The organism is Modestobacter sp. SYSU DS0904, assembly GCF_054051115.1.
Map to the genome: position 1 here is coordinate 1 of NZ_JBJHAQ010000025.1, position 21,300 is coordinate 21,300.

At 73.0% G+C, this 21,300-nt stretch carries 17 protein-coding genes; 10 read left to right on the plus strand and 7 right to left on the minus strand.

The annotated features are described in order from the left end of the window. The first annotated feature begins 216 nt into the window (after positions 1–216). From mmsA to araA, 6 genes are all read left to right on the plus strand, one after another. On the plus strand, positions 217–1,755 hold the full coding sequence (gene mmsA / locus ACI79U_RS15235; protein ID WP_457070156.1) for a multiple monosaccharide ABC transporter ATP-binding protein: 1,539 nt from the start codon (positions 217–219) through the stop codon (positions 1,753–1,755). After that, on the plus strand, positions 1,752–3,005 hold the full coding sequence (mmsB, locus tag ACI79U_RS15240) for a multiple monosaccharide ABC transporter permease (protein ID WP_457070158.1): 1,254 nt from the start codon (positions 1,752–1,754) through the stop codon (positions 3,003–3,005). The genes mmsA and mmsB overlap by 4 nt, the downstream gene beginning before the upstream one ends. 118 nt (positions 3,006–3,123) lie before the next feature. Next, the gene (locus ACI79U_RS15245) at positions 3,124–4,119 is read left to right on the plus strand and encodes a LacI family DNA-binding transcriptional regulator (protein ID WP_457070160.1); all 996 of its coding nucleotides are present in this window, start codon (positions 3,124–3,126) and stop codon (positions 4,117–4,119) included. A gap of 147 nt (positions 4,120–4,266) precedes the next feature. Further along, complete coding sequence (locus tag ACI79U_RS15250; protein WP_457070162.1) at positions 4,267–5,940, plus strand: xylulokinase; 1,674 nt, start codon at positions 4,267–4,269, stop codon at positions 5,938–5,940. Continuing rightward, on the plus strand, positions 5,937–6,623 hold the full coding sequence (locus tag ACI79U_RS15255; RefSeq protein WP_457070164.1) for an L-ribulose-5-phosphate 4-epimerase: 687 nt from the start codon (positions 5,937–5,939) through the stop codon (positions 6,621–6,623). Before ACI79U_RS15250 ends, ACI79U_RS15255 begins: the two co-directional genes overlap by 4 nt. A gap of 26 nt (positions 6,624–6,649) precedes the next feature. Further along, positions 6,650–8,152: an L-arabinose isomerase gene (gene araA, locus ACI79U_RS15260; protein ID WP_457070166.1), complete on the plus strand. Its 1,503-nt coding sequence runs from the start codon at positions 6,650–6,652 to the stop codon at positions 8,150–8,152. Positions 8,153–8,250: 98 nt separating this feature from the next. Here the strand turns inward: araA and ACI79U_RS15265 are convergent, their stop codons facing one another. From ACI79U_RS15265 to ACI79U_RS15290, 6 genes are all read right to left on the minus strand, one after another. Continuing rightward, positions 8,251–9,825, minus strand: a complete 1,575-nt coding sequence (locus ACI79U_RS15265; protein WP_457070168.1) for a tannase/feruloyl esterase family alpha/beta hydrolase — start codon at positions 9,823–9,825, stop codon at positions 8,251–8,253. A 209-nt stretch (positions 9,826–10,034) separates the two neighbouring features. Further along, positions 10,035–10,853, minus strand: a complete 819-nt coding sequence (locus tag ACI79U_RS15270; protein ID WP_457070170.1) for an IclR family transcriptional regulator domain-containing protein — start codon at positions 10,851–10,853, stop codon at positions 10,035–10,037. 94 nt (positions 10,854–10,947) lie between these two features. Then, the gene (locus tag ACI79U_RS15275; RefSeq protein WP_457070172.1) at positions 10,948–11,778 is read right to left on the minus strand and encodes an ABC transporter ATP-binding protein; all 831 of its coding nucleotides are present in this window, start codon (positions 11,776–11,778) and stop codon (positions 10,948–10,950) included. Beyond that, positions 11,768–12,547 carry an ABC transporter permease gene (locus tag ACI79U_RS15280; protein WP_457070174.1) on the minus strand — a complete coding sequence of 260 codons (780 nt, stop codon included), beginning with the start codon at positions 12,545–12,547 and terminating at the stop codon, positions 11,768–11,770. The genes ACI79U_RS15275 and ACI79U_RS15280 overlap by 11 nt, the downstream gene beginning before the upstream one ends. Continuing rightward, positions 12,544–13,407 (minus strand): ABC transporter permease, encoded by an 864-nt coding sequence (locus ACI79U_RS15285; RefSeq protein WP_457070176.1) that lies wholly within the window; start codon positions 13,405–13,407, stop codon positions 12,544–12,546. The genes ACI79U_RS15280 and ACI79U_RS15285 overlap by 4 nt, the downstream gene beginning before the upstream one ends. Before the next feature lie 180 nt (positions 13,408–13,587). Further along, on the minus strand, positions 13,588–14,580 hold the full coding sequence (locus tag ACI79U_RS15290; RefSeq protein ID WP_457070178.1) for an ABC transporter substrate-binding protein: 993 nt from the start codon (positions 14,578–14,580) through the stop codon (positions 13,588–13,590). 271 nt (positions 14,581–14,851) lie between these two features. On the opposite strand from ACI79U_RS15290, the gene ilvD reads away from it, so the two are divergent. Both ilvD and ACI79U_RS15300 read left to right on the plus strand, forming a co-directional pair. After that, the gene (ilvD, locus tag ACI79U_RS15295) at positions 14,852–16,582 is read left to right on the plus strand and encodes a dihydroxy-acid dehydratase (protein ID WP_457070180.1); all 1,731 of its coding nucleotides are present in this window, start codon (positions 14,852–14,854) and stop codon (positions 16,580–16,582) included. Further along, positions 16,582–17,946, plus strand: a complete 1,365-nt coding sequence (locus tag ACI79U_RS15300; RefSeq protein ID WP_457070182.1) for an FAD-dependent oxidoreductase — start codon at positions 16,582–16,584, stop codon at positions 17,944–17,946. The genes ilvD and ACI79U_RS15300 overlap by 1 nt, the downstream gene beginning before the upstream one ends. Before the next feature lie 84 nt (positions 17,947–18,030). On the opposite strand, the gene ACI79U_RS15305 is transcribed toward ACI79U_RS15300, so the two are convergent. Then, positions 18,031–19,239, minus strand: coding sequence for a cytochrome P450 (locus tag ACI79U_RS15305; protein WP_457070184.1), 1,209 nt, complete (start codon positions 19,237–19,239; stop codon positions 18,031–18,033). Positions 19,240–19,290: 51 nt separating this feature from the next. Between ACI79U_RS15305 and ACI79U_RS15310 the strand changes: the two genes are divergently transcribed. Both ACI79U_RS15310 and ACI79U_RS15315 read left to right on the plus strand, forming a co-directional pair. Continuing rightward, complete coding sequence (locus tag ACI79U_RS15310; protein WP_457070186.1) at positions 19,291–20,226, plus strand: DUF5926 family protein; 936 nt, start codon at positions 19,291–19,293, stop codon at positions 20,224–20,226. A gap of 85 nt (positions 20,227–20,311) precedes the next feature. Then, positions 20,312–21,289: a cytochrome c oxidase assembly protein gene (locus ACI79U_RS15315; RefSeq protein WP_457070188.1), complete on the plus strand. Its 978-nt coding sequence runs from the start codon at positions 20,312–20,314 to the stop codon at positions 21,287–21,289. Positions 21,290–21,300 lie beyond the last annotated feature (11 nt).

Below are 21,300 nucleotides of genomic sequence, written 5' to 3' on the forward strand. Positions count from 1 at the left end.
CCCCCCCCCCCCCCCCCCCCCCCCCCCCCCCCCCCCCCCCCCCCCCCCCCCCCCCCCCCCCCCCCCCCCCCCCCCCCCCCCCCCCCCCCCCCCCCCCCCCCGGTCCCACCCCGCCACCCGCCGGATGCCGGCCGGGCGGGGTGCGCACAGCACACCCCGAGTGACCCGTACTCGACCCATCCCATCCGTGCCGAACCACAGAGGACGACGGAGTCCATGGACGACAACATCCTGGAGATGCGCTCCATCACCAAGACCTTCCCCGGCGTCAAGGCGCTGGAGGACGTGTCGCTGACCGTGCGCCGCGGCGAGGTGCACGCGATCTGCGGGGAGAACGGCGCCGGCAAGTCGACGCTGATGAAGGTGCTCTCCGGGGTCTACCCGGCCGGGAGCTACGACGGCGAGATCGTCTTCGACGGCGAGGTCTGCCGGTTCTCCGGCATCCGCGACAGCGAGCACGTGGGGATCGCGATCATCCACCAGGAGCTCGCGCTGGTGCCCTACCTCTCGGTCGCGGAGAACATCTTCCTGGGCAACGAGCGGCGGGGCCGCGGTGGCCTGATCAACTGGAACAAGGTCAACGCCGAGGCCGGCGAGCTGCTGGCGTCCGTGGGCCTGCACGAGAACCCGATCACCCCCGTCGGGCAGCTCGGCGTCGGCAAGCAGCAGCTGGTGGAGATCGCCAAGGCGCTGTCCAAGGACGTGAAGCTGCTCATCCTGGACGAGCCGACGGCGGCGCTCAACGACACCGACTCCGCGCACCTGCTCGGCCTGCTCCGCAGGCTGCAGGAGCGGGGGATCACCTCGATCATCATCTCGCACAAGCTGAACGAGATCACCGCGATCGCCGACAACGTGACGATCATCCGGGACGGGAAGACCGTCGAGACGCTGAGCCTGCACGCCGGCGAGGTCACCCAGGACCGGATCATCCGCGGCATGGTCGGGCGCGACCTGGAGTCCTACTACCCCGAGCGGGTGTCGACCCCGGGCGAGGAGGTGCTGCGGGTCGAGGACTGGACGGTCAAGCACCCGACCCAGGAACGCCTGGTGGTCGACCACGCCAGCTTCTCCGTGCGGGCCGGCGAGGTCGTCGGCATCGCCGGGCTGATGGGCGCCGGGCGCACCGAGCTCGCCATGAGCATCTTCGGGCGGTCCTGGGGTCGGCACGTCTCCGGGCAGGTCTTCATGCACGGCAAGGAGGTGAAGACCCGCACGGTCACCGAGGCGATCGACAACGGCATCGCCTACGCGACCGAGGACCGCAAGAAGTACGGCCTGAACCTGATCGAGGACATCCGGCGCAACGTCTCCGCGGCCGGGCTCCGCAAGCTCTCCCGCCGAGGCTGGGTGAACGGCAACGAGGAGACCAAGGTCGCCGAGGCCAGCCGGAAGAGCATGAACATCAAGGCCCCGAGCGTCTCCTCGATCGTGGGCAAGCTGTCGGGCGGCAACCAGCAGAAGGTCGTCCTGTCCAAGTGGCTCTACACCGACCCGGACGTGCTCATCCTCGACGAGCCCACCCGCGGCATCGACGTGGGCGCCAAGTACGAGATCTACACGATCATCAACGACCTCGTGGCGGCCGGGAAGGCCGTCGTCGTCATCTCGTCCGAGCTGCCCGAGCTGCTCGGCACCTGTGACCGCATCTACACGCTGTCCGCCGGCCGGATCACCGGTGAGGTGCCGGTGCGTGAGGCCACCCAGGAGAGCCTGATGGCGCTCATGACCAAGGAGAGGGAGCTCGCAGCATGACCAGGACCGTTCCCCCGCAGGCGGGCCAGACCCCGCCGAACGCGGACTTCACGCCCACCCCCGACGGGCAGAGCGGTTCGGGCAGCATGCGCGAGCTCCTCCGCAGCAACCTGCGCCAGAGCGGCATCTACGTCGCCTTCGTCGCGATCGTCGTGCTCTTCGCGGTCCTGACCGACGGCACCCTGCTCAGCGCCGGGAACGTCACCAACCTGGTGCTGCAGTACTCCTACATCCTGGTGCTGGCGATCGGCATGGTCATCGTGATCATCGCCGGGCACATCGACCTCTCCGTGGGATCGGTGGTCGCGCTCACCGGCGCGGTCTCCGCCGTGCTGGTCATCCAGCAGGGGTGGCCGTGGTGGGGCGGTGCGCTGGCGGCGATCGCCGTCGGCCTGGCCGTCGGCGCCTGGCACGGCTTCTGGGTCGCCTACGTCGGCATCCCGGCGTTCATCGTCACCCTCGCCGGCATGCTGCTGTTCCGCGGGCTGACCCTCCAGGTGCTGGACAACGTCTCGCTGTCGCCGTTCCCGGCGGAGTACCGCGAGGTGGCCAGCGGGTTCATCAACGGCTGGCTCGGCGGCTACGGCTACGACGCCTTCACCCTGTTGATCGGCGCGGTGGCGGTGGCCGGCTACGCGTTCTCCAGCTGGCGTTCCCGCGCCGCCCGGATCCGCTACGGCCAGCCGGTCGAGTCGCTCGCGCTGTTCATCGCCAAGATCGTGGCCGTTGCTCTGGTGGTCATGTGGTTCACCTGGCAGCTGGCCAACGCCCGCGGCCTGCCGATCGTGCTGATCATCCTGGGCGTGCTGGCGATCGCCTACGGCCTGATCACCAAGAAGACCGTGTTCGGGCGTCAGGTCTACGCCATCGGCGGCAACCTCTCGGCGGCGACGCTGTCCGGGGTCAAGGTCAGGGCCGTGAACTTCTGGATCTTCGTCAACATGGGCTTCCTGTCCGCGGTGGCCGGGATCATCTACTCCTCCCGGTCCAACGGGGCCCAGCCCGCGGCGGGGGAGATGTTCGAGCTCGACGCCATCGCCGCCGCGTTCATCGGTGGCGCGGCGGTCACCGGTGGTGTCGGCACCGTGGTCGGGGCCATGGTGGGTGGCCTGATCATGGCGGTGATGAGCAACGGCATGTCCCTGCTGGGCGTCGACCAGTCGATCCAGTCGGTGGTCAAGGGCCTGGTCCTGTTGCTCGCGGTGGCCTTCGACGTCTACAACAAGCGGCGGGCGGGTTCCGGGCGCTGACGCCGGAGGTCCTCGTCCCGGCACCGGGGCGAGGTCGACCGGGACCGGGGGCGGCAGCGGAGCCGCTCCCACGGGAGGGAAGACGGTGCTGACGCAGGAACCGGCGCGACCGCGGGCGATGTCCGACGTGGCAGCGCACGCGGGGGTCTCCCACCAGACGGTGTCCCGGGTGGTCAACGGCCATCCCAACGTCGCACCGACCACCAGGGCGCGGGTGCTGCAGGCGATCGCGGAGCTGGGCTACCGGCCCAACACCGCCGCCCGCGCCCTGGTGACCGGGTCGACCCGCACCCTGGGCCTGGTCATCTCGCACATCAACCAGTACGGCCCGGCGCAGACCCTGCTGGGTCTGGAGAAGGCCGCGCGCGCCGCGGGGTACTCGCTGGGCGTCGCGATCCTCGACGAGGACAGCGAGGCGGCGATGCGCGAGGCGGTCGACCGGTTCGTGGCCCAGTCGGTCGACGCCGTCGTCGCGCTGTCCACCTACGGTCAGGCGGTCGACGCGCTGCGGCGCTTCGAGTCGCCGGTGCCGCTGATCGCGGTGCAGGTCGGCCGGGACGCGAGCCGGCCCACCGTCTGGGTCGACCAGCAGGTCGGCGCGGCGCTGGCCACCCGGCACCTGCTCGGGCTGGGGCACCGCACGGTGCACCACGTGACCGGCCCGCCGGACTCCCTGGAGGCCAGCGGCCGGCTGATCGGCTGGCAGGCGGAGCTGGCGAAGGTGGGCGCCCCGGTGCCCGGGGTGCTGCACGGCAACTGGCTGGCGTCCTCCGGGCACGCCGCCGGGCTGGAGCTGGCCCGGCGGGCGCGGGCCGGTGAGGAGGTCACCGCGGTCTTCGTGGCCAACGACCAGATGGCGCTCGGGCTGCTGAACGCGATGCACCGGGAAGGACTGTCGGTGCCGGGCGACGTGAGCGTCGTCGGCTTCGACGACATCCCCGAGGCGGCGTACTTCACCCCGCCGCTGACCACCCTGCGCCAGGACTTCGCCGAGCTGGGCCGGCGCGGTGTGCAGCTGGTCCTCTCCCGCCTGCGGGGCGAGCAGAGCGAGTCCCAGCCGGTGCTGCCGTCCCTCGTCGTCCGGGAGACGACGGGGCCGCCGCCGGTCCGCTGAGGCCCGACCTCCCCGCCCCTCCCGGTGCGGGGGAAGGCGGCTTGACCGCCTGCTTGTTAACGCTAACAATCAGTCCGCGCACCATCCCCCGGTCGACTGGATCGCCGGAATCAGGCCTGTCACCGGTGGGCGGAAGGAGCTCCTGACATGACGACGGTTGCTGGCGCAGCGATCACCTCGGGCCGCACGGCCGTGGGGATCGAGCTCGGATCGACCCGGATCAAGGCGGTGCTGATCGGTCCGGACCACGCGCCGCTCGCCGTCGGCAGCCACGACTGGGAGAACCAGCTCGTGGACCGGCGGTGGACCTACTCGCTGGACGCCGTCTGGGCCGGGGTGCAGCAGAGCTTCGCCGCCCTGGTCGAGGACGTGCGCCGACGCCACGACGTCGAGCTGACCACGGTGGGGGCGCTCGGCGTCTCGGCGATGATGCACGGCTACCTCGCGTTCGACGCCGAGGGTGAGCTGCTCACGCCGTTCCGCACCTGGCGCAACACGAACACGGGGCAGGCGGCCGAGCGGCTCAGCGCCGAGTTCGGGTGCAACATCCCGCACCGGTGGAGCGTCGCGCATCTCTACCAGGCCGTCCTGGACCGCGAGGAGCACGTCGGCCGGCTCGACCACCTGACCACCCTGGCCGGCTACGTGCACTGGCAGCTCACCGGCGAGCAGGTCCTCGGCATCGGGGACGCCAGCGGGATGTTCCCGATCGGCGCCGACGGCGGGTACGACACCGCGATGCTGGCCCGGTTCGACGAGCTGGCGGCCGAGGCCGGGGCCGACCTGACCCTCGCCGGGCTGCTGCCCGCCGTCGCCGTCGCCGGCCGGCCGGCCGGCACGCTCACCGCCGCGGGCGCGGCGCTGCTCGACCCGACCGGGCAGCTGCGGCCCGGCGTCCCGCTCTGCCCCCCGGAGGGCGACGCGGGCACCGGGATGGTCGCCACCAACTCGGTCGCCCCGCGCACCGGCAACGTCTCCGCCGGCACGTCGGTCTTCGCCATGGTCGTGCTCGAGAAGGAGCTGGCCGAGGTGCACCGCGAACTGGACCTGGTGACCACGCCGGCCGGCGACCCGGTGGCGATGGTGCACTGCAACAACGGGGCCAGCGAGCTGGACGCCTGGGCCGGGCTGTTCGCCGAGTTCGCCGGGGCCCTCGGTGTCGAGGTCGATCGATCGCGGGTGTTCCACACCCTCTTCACCGCCGCCCTGGACGGGGCGAGCGACGGCGGCGGGATGCTCGCCTACAACTACCTCTCCGGTGAGCCGATCACCGACTTCGAGGAGGGCCGGCCGCTGTTCCTGCGGTCCCCGGACAGCCCGCTCGACCTCGGCACCTTCATGCGCACCCACCTGTTCTCCTCCCTGGCCACGCTCCGGATCGGCATGGACGTCCTGCAGAAGACCGAGGGCGTGCGGCTGGACCGGATGTTCGCGCACGGCGGCATGTTCAAGACCGCGGGCGTGGCGCAGCGCTTCCTCGCGGCCGCGATCGACACCCCGGTCGCCGTCGGGGACGTCGCCGCCGAGGGCGGCGCCTGGGGGATCGCCGTCCTGGCCGCCTTCGCCACCGGGCGCGCGCCGGACCAGGGCCTGGCCGACTACCTGGACACCGCCGTCTTCGCCGGCACGAGCCTGCAGACGCACCAGCCCGACCCCGACGACGTCGCGGGGTTCGAGGCATTCATGCAGCGGTACGTCGCCGCGCTCCCGGTCGAGCGGGCCGCCGTGGACCACGTGCGGATCGGCCACCGGCAGCCCGGGCACCCGACCGCCGCGACCGGGACGACCTCCACCACCTCGACCGAGGAGCAGCAGGCATGACCGTCAGCACCCCCGCGCGCACCGAGCGCGGCACCCACCGCGCCCAGCGCGAGCACGTCGCGGCCCTGCACGCCGAGCTCACCCGCTACCAGCTGGTCACCTGGACCTCGGGCAACGTGTCCGAGCGCGTGCCGGGCGAGGACCTGTTCGTCATCAAGGGCAGCGGCGTCTCCTACGACGAGCTGACCTGGGAGGGCATCACCGTCTGCGACCTGGACGGCAACGCCGTCGACGGGGTGAAGGCGCCCTCCTCCGACACCGACGCGCACGCCTACGTCTACCGGCACCTGCCGGAGGTCAACGGCCAGGTGCACACGCACAGCACCTACGCCGCCGCCTGGGCCGCCCGCGCCGAGCCCATCCCGTGCGTGCTCACCGCGATGGCCGACGAGTTCGGCGGCCCGATCCCGGTCGGCCCGTTCGCGCTGATCGGCGACGACTCCATCGGCCGGGGCGTCGTCGAGACCCTGCAGGGCTCCCGGTCGCCGGCGGTGCTCATGCAGAACCACGGCGTCTTCACCGTCGGCCCGTCGGCCCGGGCGGCGGTCAAGGCCGCCGTGATGACCGAGGACGTCGCCCGCACCGTGCACCTGTCCCGCCAGCTCGGCGAGCCGCTGCCCATCGCGCAGGCCGACATCGACTCCCTCTACGCCCGCTACCAGAACGTGTACGGCCAGCGATGACCGCCGGCCCCCAGGAAGGACCCGACGTGACCACCCCGAGCAGCGAGGTCTGGTTCCTCACCGGCAGCCAGGGCCTGTACGGCGAGGAGACCCTCCAGCAGGTCGCCGAGCAGTCCCAGCGCGTGGCCGCGGCCATCGACGGCTCCGCCGACGTGCCCGTGCGGGTGGTCTGGAAGCCCGTCCTCACCGACGCCGGCGCCATCCGCCGGATCATGGGCGAGGCCAACGAGGACCCGTCCTGCCTCGGCGTCATCACCTGGATGCACACCTTCTCCCCGGCGAAGATGTGGATCTCCGGCCTGGACGCGCTGCGCAAGCCGCTGCTGCACCTGCACACCCAGGCCGACGCCGCCCTGCCGTGGGCGACGATCGACATGGACTTCATGAACCTCAACCAGGCCGCCCACGGCGACCGGGAGTACGGGTTCATGCTCACCCGGCTGCGCACCCCGCGGACCACGGTGGCCGGGCACGTCGGCAACCCCCGGGTGACCCGGCGGATCGGCTCCTGGACCCGCGCCGCCGCCGGTGCCGCCGCCGCCCGCGGCCTGAAGCTGGCCCGGTTCGGCGACAACATGCGGAACGTCGCGGTCACCGAGGGCGACAAGGTGGAGGCGGAGATCCGCTTCGGCATGTCGGTGAACACCTGGGGCGTCAACGACCTGGTGGCCGCCGTCGAGCGGGTCGCCGAGCCCGCCGTCGACGCGGTGGTCGCCGAGTACGCCGACCTGTACGAGATGGACGTCGACCTGCGCCCCGGCGGCGACCGGCACCACAGCGTCCGCTACCAGGCCCGGATCGAGGTGGCGCTGCGGCAGTTCCTCACCGACGGCGGGTTCGGCGCGTTCACCACCAACTTCGAGGACCTCGGCGGGCTGCGGCAGCTGCCGGGCCTCGCCGTCCAGCGGCTGATGGCCGACGGGTACGGGTTCGGCGGTGAGGGCGACTGGAAGACCTCCGCCCTGCTGCGGGTGCTCAAGGTCGCCGGCGCCGGGCTGCCCGGCGGCACCTCCTTCATGGAGGACTACACCTACGACCTGGCGGCCGACCGGCCCACCATCCTCGGGGCCCACATGCTCGAGCTCTGCCCGACGATCGCCGGGGAGCGGCCCCGCCTGGAGGTGCACCCGCTGGGCATCGGCGGCCGCGAGGACCCGGCCCGGCTGGTGTTCACCGCCGCCCCCGGCGCCGGGGTCACCATCGGCTGGTCGGACCTGGGCGACCGGTTCCGCTGGGTGGCCAACGAGATCGACGTCGTCGAGCCCGCCGAGCCGCTGCCCAACCTGCCCGTCGCGCGGGCGGTCTGGGCACCCCGGCCGGACTTCGCGACGGCGACCGAGGGCTGGCTCACCGCCGGCGGCCCGCACCACACGGTGCTCACCACCCAGCTGGGTGCTGACGAGCTGACCGACCTGGCGGAGGTGTTCGGCACCGAGCTGGTGCTGATCGACGCCGACACCACCCGGCGCAGCCTGGCCAAGGAGCTGCGCTGGAGCGCGGCCTACCACCGGCTGGCGCAGCGCCTGTAGCGCTCCGGTCACCCCCGGCCGACCTCCGTGCGGCCGTGGGTGACCGGGCACCACCCCGACGCCCCCACCCGGTGAGACCGGGTGGGGGCGTCGTCGCATCAGCGCGGGGCCGGGTCCAGCCGCGTGCCCTTGGCGCACCGGTAGCTGGACGCCTCAGCCGGGTCGCGGTGCCCGGTCAGCCGGGCCACCTTCGGGTAGGCGCACAGCGGGCGGGTCTGCACGACCGTGCCCTCGTCGTCGACGACCTGCGCGTCCAGCGTCCGCGGCGCCTTGCCGTGCTCGACCCAGTCGACCAGCGCCTCGAACTGGCCGGTCGGCTGCGGGCCCGCCCCGCCGCCGCAGTGTCCGACGTTCGGAGCGAGGAACAGCCGGAGGAACTGGTCGGTGCGCTTGGCGCCGAACAGCTCCCGCACCCGCTCGTAGTAGTCGACCGTGCCCTGGAACGGCACGCCGAAGTCGGCCGCCCCGTGCCACAGCAGCGCCTTGCCGCCGTGCTCGGCGAAGGCGGACAGGTCGGGGTCGTCGGCGCCGAACACGTTGCCGTACATCTCGACGGCCTGGTGGAAGAAGGCCTCGAACGCGGGGTAGGTCAGCGTCTGCCAGTCCCACTCCGGGTCCTGGGCGAGGAACAGGCTGAACCACCACAGGTCGTAGACGAACGGCTGGCCGACCAGCTCGCCGTCGACCTCGACGACGTCGTTCAGGCCGGCGTACGGGGTGCCGGGCGCCAGGCCGTACCAGAGGAAGCTGCCGTCCTGCCCGCGCGGCCCCTCACCGATCTTGCGCATCACCTCGACGTCGGCCGCGGTGATCTCCCCGCAGTCGGTCGCGGTGCCGACCAGCTGGTCCAGGTCGAAGTCGCAGGCCAGCGGGTCGCCGATCACCCCGTCGACGACGCCGTCCCCGACCTCGTCGCAGGCCGCGATCGTGGCCTCCAGCGCGGCGGCGAACTTGCACGGCGCGACCGGGTTCTGCTCCTCGAGCATCACGACCTGGCCCCACATCTGGCCGGTCTGCATCTGCGGGTAGTTGATCACCGGGGCGCCGGCCAGCACGCCGTCGTAGTCGTCGGGGTACCGCTGGGCCTCCATCAGCCCCTGCCGGCCGCCGGTGGAGCAGCCGTTCCAGTACGAGTACGCCGGGCCCTGCCCGTAGAAGGCGGAGATGACGGCCTTGGCGGTGACGGTCATGTCGTGCACGCCGACGTGGCCGAAGTCGCGGATCCGCTGCCAGTTGAGCGTGCGGTCGGGGTTCAGCGCGAAGTCCGCCGTCGCGCCGGGGTGCCCGGCGTCGGTGGCCGCGGTGGCGTAGCCGTCGCGCAGCGGCGCCAGCAGCGAGTCCGGTGACCCGCCGCTGAACCCGCCGCCGCCCATCGCCTGGAACCGGCCGTTCCAGGTGCTGGTGGGCAGGTGCACCCACACGGTGACCGCGTCGCCGGCCGGCGGGTGGGTCACGGTGAGCTGCACCCGGCAGGACGCCGGGGTGGTCTCGTCGCCGGGGTCGTCGACGGCGGAGTCGACCGTGGTGTTCGGCAGCCCCAGCGCCTCGGTGGTGAGGTCGGCGCAGCCGAGGACCGGTTGGACCGGTGGCGCCGGGGGCGGGGTGGGCCTGGACGGGTGCGCGCCCGCGGCGGGCACCGACATCAGGCCCGCGCCCAGTGCCAGCGCGGCCACGACGGTCAGGGTCCGTGCTGTCCGGCTTCGTCGGTTCCTCATGCGGTTGCGCCCCCTGTGCGAGCTCGTCGTCGATCCTCGGCCGCGCGGCGTGACCGCCGCCGCGCGGTGCGGGCGGGGTTTCTGTGCGTCAGCCAACCTTCGGCTGAGCGAGTGTGGCACGAGGGTGTGACCGCAGCCACACCGCTTCCGGATCGCCCGGCGTCCTCCTATGCCTGGGGCGGCGGGGGCCAGGCGCCGGCGGACCGGTAGAGCTGGGGGTTGGCCGCCCGGTAGGTGCGGCCGATGCTCTCAGCGGCCTCGAGCAGGACCGGGACGATCGTGTCGACCAGGCTCTCCTCGGTCTCGCGCGAGGTCGTCGTCGAGACGGCGATCGCGCCGACCGCGGCGCCGTCCAGCAGGATCGGGGCAGCGGCGGCGAGCCGGCCCGGGGTGTACTCCTCCACCGACAGGTCGAAGCCCCGCTCGCGGACGAGCGCCAGTCGCTCGCGCATCCGCACCGGGTCGCTGATCGTGGTCGGGGTCATCGGGGTCAGCTCCACGGAGGCCAGGTACTCCTCGACCTCCGCCGCGGGCAGGTGGGCCAGCAGTGCCTTGCCGATCGCGGTGGCGTAGGCGGGCAGCTGCATGCCGATCCGGATGGCGCCGGGCATGGGGCGCTGGTCCTCCACGCGCGCGACGTGCACGACCTCGAAGCCCTCGAGCACGCCCAGGCTGCACGTCTCCCCGGTGCGTTCGACGACCTCGTTCAGCACCGGGTACGAGACCTCCGGCAGCGACGAGGCGGCGAAGTAGCCCGAGCCCAGCTCCAGGATCCGTGGGGTGAGGCTCCACAGGCCCTTGTCCAGCCGTGCGTAGCCCAGGTGCTCGAACGTGATCAGGATCCGGCGGACGACGGGGCGGGGCAGGTCGGTCCGCGCGGCCACGTCGCTCATGCTCAGCCGGCCCTCGCGCCCGGCGAAGACCCGCAGGACGGCGACGCCGCGTTCGATGCTCTGGACCCGGTCCCGGTCCCGGGCGTCGGCCATCCGCTCTGTCCTCCGTCCACGCTCGGTGATCAGCCTACGCACGCCCGGTGGAGGGCTGCCGGCTGCTCGGTCGGGCCGCCGGCGCCGGGGTGCCTCAGACGGCGGCGTCCGCGTTGAACCCGCGCTTGGCGCGCTGGATCTGCTCGTAGACGTGGTGCCGCAGCTCCACGAACCGGGGCAGGGAGCGGGTCTCCAGCTGGTCGCGGTCGGCAGGCAGGTCGATGCGGAGGTCCTCCTGCACGATCGTCGGCGACGAGGACAGGATGACCACCCGCTCCCCGAGGTAGACCGACTCGTCGATGTCGTGGGTGACGAACAGGACGGTGAGGCCGAGCTTCCGCCAGACCGACCGGACGAGGTCCTCGAGGTCGGCGCGGGTCTGCGCGTCGACCGCGGCGAACGGCTCGTCCATCAGCAGCACCTCCGGCCGGTAGGCCACGGCGCGCGCGATGGCCACCCGCTGCTGCATGCCGCCGGAGAGCTGCCAGGGGTAGGAGTGCGGCACGTGGTCCAGGCCCACGGCCTCCAGCGCCTCGGCCACCCGCTCGGCACGCTCGGCCTTGGGCACCCCGGCCGCGCGCAGCGGCAGCTCGACGTTGGCTTGGACGCGCAGCCACGGGTACAGCGAGCGGCCGTACTCCTGGAAGACCAGCGCCATGTTGCGCGGCGGGCCGTCGACGAGCTGGCCGTCGACGAGCACCCGCCCCGAGGTCGGGGCCATCAACCCGGAGATGCACTTGAGCAGGGTCGTCTTCCCCGAGCCGGACGGCCCGACCAGGCAGACGAACTCGCCGGCGTGCAGCTCGAAGGTCAGGTCGCGCACGGCCTCCACGGGCCCGCCGGCGCTGGGGTAGACCTTCTGCAGCTGCTCGACGGACAACAGCACGCGATCCACGTCGCGCACGGTCGAGGTGTCACCGGTCACTGAACTCAGCCTCCCGTTGGCCGTGGTACCAGCCGAGCATCGATCGTTCGAAGACCCGGAAGAGGAGTGCCAGCGCGACCCCGAGGAGCCCGAGCAGGACGATGCCGGCCCACATCGGTCCGTTCTGGAAGGTGCGCTGGAAGAGGATGATCTGCGAGCCCAGCCCGCCGCCGGTCACCGCGTACATCTCGGAGACGACCATCAGGATGATGCTGATCGGCAGGGCCAGCCGGATGCCGGTCGCGATCCGGGGCAGCGCCGCCGGGAGCACGAAGAACCGCAGCCGGTTCCAGCCGCTGATCCCGTAGGTGCGGGTGGTATCCGAGAGCACCTCGTCGACCGAGCGCACCCCGTCGACGGTGTTGAGCAGGATCGGCCAGAGGCAGCCCAGGGCGATGAGGAACACCTTCGAGGTGTCGTCGATGCCCATCAGCAGCAGCAGCACCGGGAGCAGCACCGGCGGGGGGACGGCGCGGATGAACTCCAGCAGCGGGCCGAGCAGCTTGCGCACGATCCGGTTCGACCCGATCACCACGCCCAGCAGGACGCCGCCGACGATCGCCGACCCGAGGCCGATCGCCAGACGGGTCAGCGAGGGGGTCACCTGGTCCCACAGCAGCGGCCCGAGCCACACGTTGACGAAGTCGTCCACCAGCCGGCCGGGCTTCGGCACGAAGGGGTTGGTGTTGTCCAGCGTGCCCAGCCACCACACCGCGATGAGCAGCAGGGGGAGCGTGAGGGCCGCGGCGATCGACCGGCCGGCCCTCATGCCGCCACCTCCGCGCGGACCGAGGGGTGCCAGCCGAGCGAGGCGCGCTCCACGGCCTGCATGGCCGCGTTGAGGGCGAGGCCGAGGAAGCCGGTGAGCAGCGCGAGCGCGTAGACGGTGTCCACGTTGCCGGCGCTCTGGTTGCGGGCCAGCAGGTTGCCCAGGCCGGGGGTGCCGACGACGAGCTCGATCGTGATGGCCACGACCAGGGCGATGGTGCCCGACATCCGCACCCCGGTCATCAGGTAGGGGAGCATGGTGGGCCAGGTGACGAAGCGAGCCCGCCACGACCAGCCGAGGCCGTAGCTGCGGGCCGTGGCCTTGGCGACCGGGTCGACGTCGGCGACCCCGCTGGTGACGTGCACCAGGATCACCCAGAAGCAGGCCCAGACCACGATGAAGACGGTCGCCGACTGCGTGATGCTGAAGACGACGATGGCGATCGGGATGAGCGCGACCGACGGGATCGGGCGGAGGAACTCGATCGTCGAGGACGTCCAGGTGCGCAGGAACCGGCTGGTGCCGATCGCGATCCCCAGGACGACGCCGGCCACCAGCGAGATGGTCAGGCCGATCGCCCAGGACAGCATCGTGGAGCCCAGCGCCGACCAGAACGGGCCGGTGGCCAGCAGTGCGGCCATCTCCACGGCGACCTGGCTGAACGGTGGGAGGTAGGTGCTGTCGACGATCCCGGTCCGGGAGATCAGCTCCCACAGCGCGACGAAGCCCAGGACCCCGGCGACGCCCAGGACCACGGTCGACCGCTGGCTGTGCTGGAACGACGTGACCGGGGTGACGGGGGTGACGGGGTCGGGGAGCTCGGTGGGCAGCTCCGGTGCGGTCCGGTGGGTCTGCGTCATCGGGCGGTGCTCCTTCCTCCGGGTCGGTGCGGGGCCCTCGGACGGGCCGGGTGGGGGTGGGGGGGGGGGGGGGGGGGGGGGGGGGGGGGGGGGGGGGGGGGGGGGGGGGGGGGGGGGGGGGGGGGGGGGGGGGGGGGGGGGGCCCCCCCCCCCCCCCCCCCCCCCCCCCCCCCCGGTGGGTCAGGGCTCCCAGATGAGCGCGTCGAGGTCGACCGGCTCCCGCACCAGGCCGAACTCGAGCGAGGCGTCGGCGAGGGGCTGCATGTTCTCCGCGGTCAGCGGCAGCTCGCCGTAGGAGCTGAGCCGGATCTGCTCGGCCAGCGCCGGGTCGATGCCGGTGAACTCGGCGATCGTGGTCCGCAGCCCGGGTTCGTCGGCGAGGGCGAGGGCGTTGGACTCCTCGATGGCGTCGACGATCGAGGAGTAGAGCTCGGGGTCCTCCTCGACGGCGGCCCGGCTGGCGTACCAGACACCCGCGACGACGGGGTCCTCGCTGAGCAGCGCGTGCGGGTTGGCCAGGGTGACGAGGCCCTGCTCACGCCCGAGGGTGCCGAACGGCTCCCCGGCGACGAAGGCGTCGATCGCGCCGCTCTCCAGCGCTGCGGGCTGGTCGGGGATGGGCAGCTCGACCCACTGCACGGCGTCGGGGTCGCCGCCCTCGGCCTCGATCGCGATCTGGGCGAGCAGCTGCACGTAGCCGCCGAGGGCGTTGACGGCGACCTTCTTGCCCTCGAGGTCCGCCGCCGACGTCATCCCGCTGTCGGGCTTGACGAGGATGTCGTTGATGCCCGCCTCCGGGTCGTCGGAGGTGGCGCTGGCCGGCGCGACGAGCACCAGGTCGATGCCGTTCTCCACGGCCTGGAAGACGGCGGTCACCCCGCCGTAGCCGATCTGGTAGTCGCCGGACATCACCGCGGAGATGATGTTCGGCGAGGAGTTCGCCGTCTCCAGCGTGAGGTCCAGGCCGTTGTCCTCCCAGACGCCCTCGGCCAGGCCCATCGCGATGGGGCCGGCGTCGGTCACCGGGATGACGCCCGCGGTGACGCTGGTGAGGCCGCCGTCGGTGGTCTGGGCCGTGGCGTCGTCGGCGTCCTCGCCACCGCAGGCCACGAGTCCCACGGCCAGCAGGGGCGTCAGGGCGACGACGGCGGACCGGGTCATAGATCGAGCCATGGACTTCCTCCTCGGGATGGCGCACCGACCCGGCGACGCCGTTGTCGGGGGGTTGCGGTCGTCCCTGGTCCGGCACCGTGCCGGGCGCCCGTTGCTGCGGACGCCGGTCGGTGAGCTTGTGGCCCAGGACACAGAGCGCAGGTTAGCCAGATCACATCCCGCTTGGCAACGCATTGCGACAGCTTGTCCGCAATGCGTACATTCCTCGGACGAGAGGGGTGGTCGCCCACGCGGTGACGGCCTCCGACGGCGACCGACGATGAGGACGGCCATGCCCGAGCTGCGCAGCAACTTCCCCGCCTCGTCAGCGCTGGGCCTGGCCCGGCGGGCCCAGTGGCGCCCGCTCGGCGTCCCGGCGGCCGACCTGCACAAGCCCAAGGTCGCGATCGTGAACACGTCGTCGGACCTGGCCGCGTGCTACGCCCACCTGGACGACATCGTCCCGGTGCTCAAGGACGAGCTCCGGGCGCTGGGCGTGCTGCCGTTCGAGATCCGCACCGCCGCGCCGTCGGACTTCATCACCAGCGTCGGCCGCGGGGGGCGGTACATCCTGCCCAGCCGCGACCTCATCGCCAACGACATCGAGTCGGTGGTCGAGGGGGCGCAGCTGGACGCCATGATCTGCCTGAGCTCGTGCGACAAGACCACGCCGGGGCACCTGATGGCGGCCGGCCGGATGAACATCCCCACCGTCATCGTGCCCTGCGGGTACCAGCACAGCGGGCTGGCCGAGGGGCGGGACGCCGACGTGGAGGAGGTCTTCCTCCGCGCCGCCCAGGCGGCCGTGCTCGGCCAGCCGACCGACCACCTGCAGGAGCTTGCCGACGACGCGATCCTGGGCCCCGGCGTCTGCTCGGGCATGGCCACGGCGAACTCGATGCACATCGCCGCCCTCGCGCTGGGCATGGCGGTGCCCGGGTCCGCGCCGGTGCGGGCGAACAGCGAGCCCATGTGGGACAACGTCCGCCGGTCGGCCGCGGCGCTGGTCGACCTGATCGAACGGGACATCCGCCCGCGCGACATCATCACCGCCGGCTCGATCCGCAACACGGCGCGGGCGATGCTCGCCATCGGTGGGTCGATGAACACGATCAAGCACCTGCAGGCGGTCGCCATCGAGGCCGGGGTCGACGTCGACGTCTGGGGGACCTACCGCGAACTCGGTGCCGAGACGCCGCTGCTGTGCTCGGTGCGCCCCAACGGCCCGTGGTTGATCGAGCAGTTCGAGGACGCCGGCGGCGGCGCGACGGTGCTGCGCGAGCTGCTCCCGCTGCTGGACGCCGACCAGCGCACCGTGAGCGGCGGCACGCTGGGCGAGGACCTGGGGTCCGCCCGCCCGGCCGACGGCGAGGTCATCCGCCCGCTGTCGGACCCCTTCGGCCGCACGCCCGCCATCACCGTGCTGCGGGGCACGCTCGCCGCGGACGGTGCGGTCGCCAAGCGCCCGGTGCCCGACCCGGACCCGCCGCGGTTCACCGGCCCGGCCCGGGTCTTCGCCAACCGCGAGGAGGCGATCGCGGGGATCGCCAGCGGGCGGATCCAGCCCGGTGACGTCGCCGTCATCCGGGGCATCGGTGTCGCCGGCGGCCCGGGGATGGGCATGACGTCGGCGTTCATCTTCGCCCTGCACGCGCGCGGCCTCGCCGACTCCGTCGCGCTGGTCACCGACGGCCAGTTCAGCGGCCTGGTCAACCAGGGCGTGACGGTGGGCGAGGTCTCGCCGGAGGCGGCCGCCGGCGGGCCGCTCGGCCTCGTGCAGGACGACGACGTCATCGAGATCGACCTCGCCGAAGGCCGGCTCGACCTGCTCGTCCCCGCCGAGGAGCTGGCCACCCGGCCCCCTTACCAGCCCCCTGCCGACGCCGACACCGGCGGCGGCTACCTCGACCAGTACCGCGACCTCGTCCAGCCTCTCGCCTGCGGTGCCGTGCTGTGCGCCCGCCCGGACGCGGGCGGCTGTGCCCCGGCGTCCGCGTCCCCCTCCCGCACCCAGGAGTCCTGATGACCGATGCACTGACCCTCCCGGCTCGCGACGTGCCCGTCCTGGGCGAGTACGACGTCGTCGTCATCGGCGGTGGACCCGCCGGGATCATGGCCGCGACGGCCGCCTCCCGGGCCGGCCGCTCCACCCTGCTCATCGAGCGGTACGGGTTCCTCGGCGGCGCCGGGACGATGGGCGGGCTCAGCACCTTCTGCGGCCTGCACGCCCGGGTGCACGGCGAGGACCAGCTGGTCGTGCACGGCTACACCGACGAGCTGCTGGACCGGCTGACCGCCCTCGACGGGCTGAACACCCCGCACCTCACCGTCGAGAACCGGATCATGGCGCTGGCGTTCGACATCTCGGCGTACAAGATCGCCGCCGACGAGCTGGTGCTCGCCGGTGGTGCCGAGCTGCTGTTCCACACCACCGTGACCGGCGTGCTCATGGACGGCGAGGACCGGATCGACGGCGTCGTCGTGGAGTCCAAGTCGGGCCCGGGCGTCGTCCGGGGCCGGTTCTTCGTCGACGGCTCCGGCGACGCCGACGTCGCGGTGGGCGCCGGCGTGCCGTTCGAGCGGTCCGAGCACCTGCTCTACCCCTCGCTGATGTTCCGGATCAACGGCGTCGACCCGGTCGAGGCCGGCGAGGCCTGGCGCACCATCAAGACCCTGATGGAGGACGCCGAGGCCGCGGGCACCCACTCGTTCCCGCGCAAGAAGCCGATCGTCCGCCCGCAGCGCAACCCGCTGGAGTGGCGGTCGAACCTCACCCAGCTGAGCAACGCCGACGGCTCGGCGGTCGACGGCACCGACGTCCGCCAGCTCACCCACGGCGAGATCCAGGGCCGCCGGCAGGTGCGCGACACGTTCGCCTTCATCCGCGAGCGCACCCCGGGCTTCGGGAACTCCTACGTGGTGGACATCGCCCCGCAGATCGGCATCCGGGAGACCCGGCGCATCGTGGGGCCCTACCAGCTGACCGAGGACGACGTCCTGCGGTGCGTGGACTTCGACGACACGATCGGCGTCAACGGCTGGCCGGTCGAGGCCCACGTCCAGGGCGACGTCGAGTTCCGCTTCCCGTACGCCGAGGACTCCCGCGGGTTCAACCAGCTGCCGTACCGGATGCTGCTGCCCCAGCGGGTCGGCAACCTGCTGGTCACCGGGCGGTGCGCGTCGATGACGCAGCTGGGCCAGTCCTCCGGGCGGGTCACCGGTCCCTGCTTCGTCATGGGCCAGGCGGCCGGGACCGCCGCGGACCTCGCGCTGACCCACGGCACCACCGCGGCCGGGGTGCCGGTGGACGAGCTGCAGCGGCGGCTGGTGGCCGCGGGCGCCTACCTCGGCACCGACCTGCCGGCGGACGCCCCGGTCCCGGCCTGACGGCCCCTGTTCTCGCCGAAGTGGCCACTTTGGCGCGCCCCCGTTCTCGCCGAAGTGGCCACTTCGGCGAAACGGGGAGGGGGCTCAGGCGGTGAGGACGACGGGCAGGTCGGCGAGCCCGCGCATCACGAACTCCGGACGGCGCTGCGGCCGCCCGCCCAGCTCCAGCGACGACGCCCGGGTCAGCAGCGCGCCGAAGGAGGCCTGCAGCTCCACCCGGGCCAGCGGCGCGCCGATGCAGAAGTGCACGCCGGCGCCGAAGGAGATGTGCGGGTTGTCGGTGCGCCCGACGTCGAGGGTGTCGGGGTCGGCGAAGACCGCGGGGTCGCGGTTGGCGCTGCCCAGCAGGGCGGCGATCTTCTGCCCCTGCTCGACGGTGACCCCGCCGAGCTCGACGTCGGCGGTGGCGGTGCGCTCGAACAGCTGCAGCGGCGAGTCGAAGCGCATCAGCTCCTCGATCGCCGTGGGCAGCAACGCCGGGTCCTCGCGCAGCCGCTGCAGCTGGTCGGGGTGCTCCAGCAGGGCCAGCAGGCCGTTGCCGCTGACGTTCACCGTCGCCTCGTGGCCGGCGTTCAGCAGCAGGATGCAGGTGGTGACCAGCTCGTCCTCGGTCAGCCGGTCGCCCTCGGAGTCGCGCACCGTGACCAGGTGGGTGAGCAGGTCCTCGCCCGGGGTGCGGCGGCGCTCGGCGGCCAGCTCGCGCAGGTAGCCGACGAACTCGGCGGCGGCTCGCTCGGCGTCGTCCTCGATGGCCGTCGTCCGGCCGTACTCGTACATCTTCACGATCGCGTTCGACCACGGCCGCAGCAGCGGTCGGTCGGCGGCCGGGACGCCGAGCAGTTCGGCGATCACCGCGACCGGCAGCTCCTCGCTCATCCCGGACAGCACGTCGACCGGGGTGGACCCGGCCGATCGCTCGACCAGCTCGTCGACCAGCCCGTCGGCCAGCTCCTCCACCCACGGGCGCAGCCGCTCGACGTGCCCGCGGGCGAACGCGGCGCTGATCAGCCGGCGCAGCCGGGTGTGCTCCGGCGGCTCCATCTCCAGGATCGCGTTGCGGTGGATCAGGTTGAACTGGTCGAACCGCTCGGCGGGCGCCTTGTCCCGCCAGATCCGGCCCAGCCGCCGGTCGCGCAGCACCGCGTTGGCCTCGGCGTGGGTGAAGGCCAGCCACATGCCCAGGCCCGCGTCCCACTGCACCGGCGCCGCGGCCCGCGCCCGCGCGAACGTGGGGTACGGGTCGGCGACCACCGCGGGGTCGGTCAGGTCGAGGGGAGCAGCAGCCAACGTCACTGGAGTGACTCTAGCGAGATGCCGTCGGGGGAGTCTCCTACCCTCGCAGACATGGCCCGTTCCGCATCCCGCAGCCGTCCCGCCGCCCCGGCCGCCGCCGGGGAGACCAACCCGAAGGCGCCCTGCCCGTGCGGCTCCGGCCGCCGGTACAAGCACTGCCACGGCTCCGGCTACGCCGCGCCGGTGCGCCGCCCCTTCGAGGGGCTGACGGGCGAGGCCGACTGGGTCGCGCTGCGCGAGCTGGTGCCCGCCGCCACCGCGAAGCTGCGCACCACCGACGGCCGGGAGGTCACGCTGGCCAGCGTGCTGCCCGGCGGCACCCCCGCGCTGGTGCGCGCCAACGGCGAGATCCTGCTCGGCGTCCAGCTGCCCACCTCCTCCGACGACGTCAGCCGCGACCTGGGGACGGCGCTGGCCGCCGCGCTGGAGGCCCCGGCCGGTGCCCCGGTCGACCCGGGCCCGATCGGCGCCGCCGGGTCCGCCGGCCCGCGGCTGCAGGAGCTGTTGGACACCAGCGCGCCGCTGGAGGTCACCGTGCACGACGACTTCGGCTTCTGGCTGGAGGGCGCCGAGCCCAACCCGGCCGCCCAGGCCGGGCTGCAGCAGGCCAACGAGATGGTCATGCCGACTGTCCGGCTCGAGGGCCTGGAGGCCGCGTACTGGTGCCGCCCCTCGGTCGACCGGGCGCACGTGCGCTGGGCGCGGCCGGAGGCCGAGGAGCAGCTGCTGGACGCCCTCGCCCGGCTGGCGGCCGCCGGCGAGCTGACGCTGGGCGAGGACACCCGGTACGCCGGCGCCTTCCGCGCCCTGGGCCTCGTCGTCCCGGTGTGGGACGTGCCCGCCGACGTCCCCGGCGCCGACTGGGCCGGCCCCGCGGCCGAGCTGCAGACCCGGCTCGAGGCGGCGCTCGCCGTCGACACCCCGCTGACCGCCGACGAGCGGCGGGCCCGCGCCGGTCTCCTCTCCCGCCAGGTCACCCTGCGCTGACGCCGGGCGCCGCCGCGGCCCACGGCCGCGGCGGCACCCGGAGGCTTACCGTGGTGCCCGCACGGCACGGCTGAGGAGGAATGACGTGGACCACGAGCACGGCGGGATGCACCTGCCGGAGCTGCCGCCGACCACCGGCCGGGTGCTGGCGCTCGACCTGGGTGCGGCCTCCCCGCTGGCCTGGCTGGCCGTCCTGCTCGCCGTGGCCTACGGCGTCGGCCTCTGGCGGCTGCATGCCCGCGGCGTCCGGTGGTCGCCGCTGCGCACCGCCTCGTGGTTCACCGGCTGCGCCGTCACCTTCTACGTCTGCGCCAGCGGGCTGCAGACCTACGGCATGGGGCTGTTCAGCCTGCACATGGTCCAGCACATGGTGCTGAGCATGATCAGCCCGTTGTTCCTGCTGCTGGGTGCACCGGTGACCCTCGCGCTGCGCGCGCTGCCGGCGTCCCCGGGCCCCGCCGGCATGCCGCGGCGCCTGCTGCTGTCCGCGCTGCACAGCCGGCTCGGCCAGGCGGTGTCGCACCCGCTGTTCACCGTGCCGCTGTTCATCGCCAGCCTCTACGGCGTCTACTTCACCCCGATCTTCGACGACCTCATGGCGACCACGGTCGGGCACACCTTCATGCTGCTGCACTTCCTGGTCACCGGGTTGCTGTTCTTCGGCCCGATCCTGGCCATCGACCCGTGGCCGCGCCGCTCCGGGCACGGCGGCCGGATGCTGGAGCTGCTGCTGCCCGCGCCGTTCCACGCCTTCTTCGGCGTGATCGTGATGATGAGCAGCGGCCTGCTGCTGACCAGCTACGCGAACCCGCCGGAGTCCTGGGGCGTCGACCCGCTCTACGACCAGGGCGCGGCCGGTGGCATCGCCTGGTCCTTCGGGGAGTTCCCGACCGTGCTGGTGCTCGCCGTCGTCTTCTTCCAGTGGACCAAGTCGGAGGAGCGGTCCAACCGCGCCGCCGACCGGGTCCGGGAGCGGGCCATCGCCCGCGGGGAGAGCGGCGACGACCCGGAGCTGGTCGCCTACAACGAGCGGCTGCGCCGGCTCGCCGCCCAGCGCCCCTGACCCGTCGCGCC

Excerpts from the sequence above, each read along its gene's own strand:
- ACI79U_RS15285 (WP_457070176.1), bottom strand. The coding sequence starts at position 13,407 with ATGACGCAGACCCACCGGACCGCACCGGAGCTGCCCACCGAGCTCCCC.
- ACI79U_RS15310 (WP_457070186.1), top strand. The coding sequence starts at position 19,291 with ATGGCCCGTTCCGCATCCCGCAGCCGTCCCGCCGCCCCGGCCGCCGCC.
- ACI79U_RS15245 (WP_457070160.1), top strand. The coding sequence starts at position 3,124 with ATGTCCGACGTGGCAGCGCACGCGGGGGTCTCCCACCAGACGGTGTCC.
- ACI79U_RS15250 (WP_457070162.1), top strand. The coding sequence starts at position 4,267 with ATGACGACGGTTGCTGGCGCAGCGATCACCTCGGGCCGCACGGCCGTG.
- mmsA (WP_457070156.1), top strand. The coding sequence starts at position 217 with ATGGACGACAACATCCTGGAGATGCGCTCCATCACCAAGACCTTCCCC.
- ACI79U_RS15280 (WP_457070174.1), bottom strand. The coding sequence starts at position 12,547 with ATGAGGGCCGGCCGGTCGATCGCCGCGGCCCTCACGCTCCCCCTGCTG.
- mmsB (WP_457070158.1), top strand. The coding sequence starts at position 1,752 with ATGACCAGGACCGTTCCCCCGCAGGCGGGCCAGACCCCGCCGAACGCG.
- ACI79U_RS15270 (WP_457070170.1), bottom strand. The coding sequence starts at position 10,853 with ATGGCCGACGCCCGGGACCGGGACCGGGTCCAGAGCATCGAACGCGGC.
- ACI79U_RS15290 (WP_457070178.1), bottom strand. The coding sequence starts at position 14,580 with ATGGCTCGATCTATGACCCGGTCCGCCGTCGTCGCCCTGACGCCCCTG.
- ilvD (WP_457070180.1), top strand. The coding sequence starts at position 14,852 with ATGCCCGAGCTGCGCAGCAACTTCCCCGCCTCGTCAGCGCTGGGCCTG.
- ACI79U_RS15255 (WP_457070164.1), top strand. The coding sequence starts at position 5,937 with ATGACCGTCAGCACCCCCGCGCGCACCGAGCGCGGCACCCACCGCGCC.
- ACI79U_RS15300 (WP_457070182.1), top strand. The coding sequence starts at position 16,582 with ATGACCGATGCACTGACCCTCCCGGCTCGCGACGTGCCCGTCCTGGGC.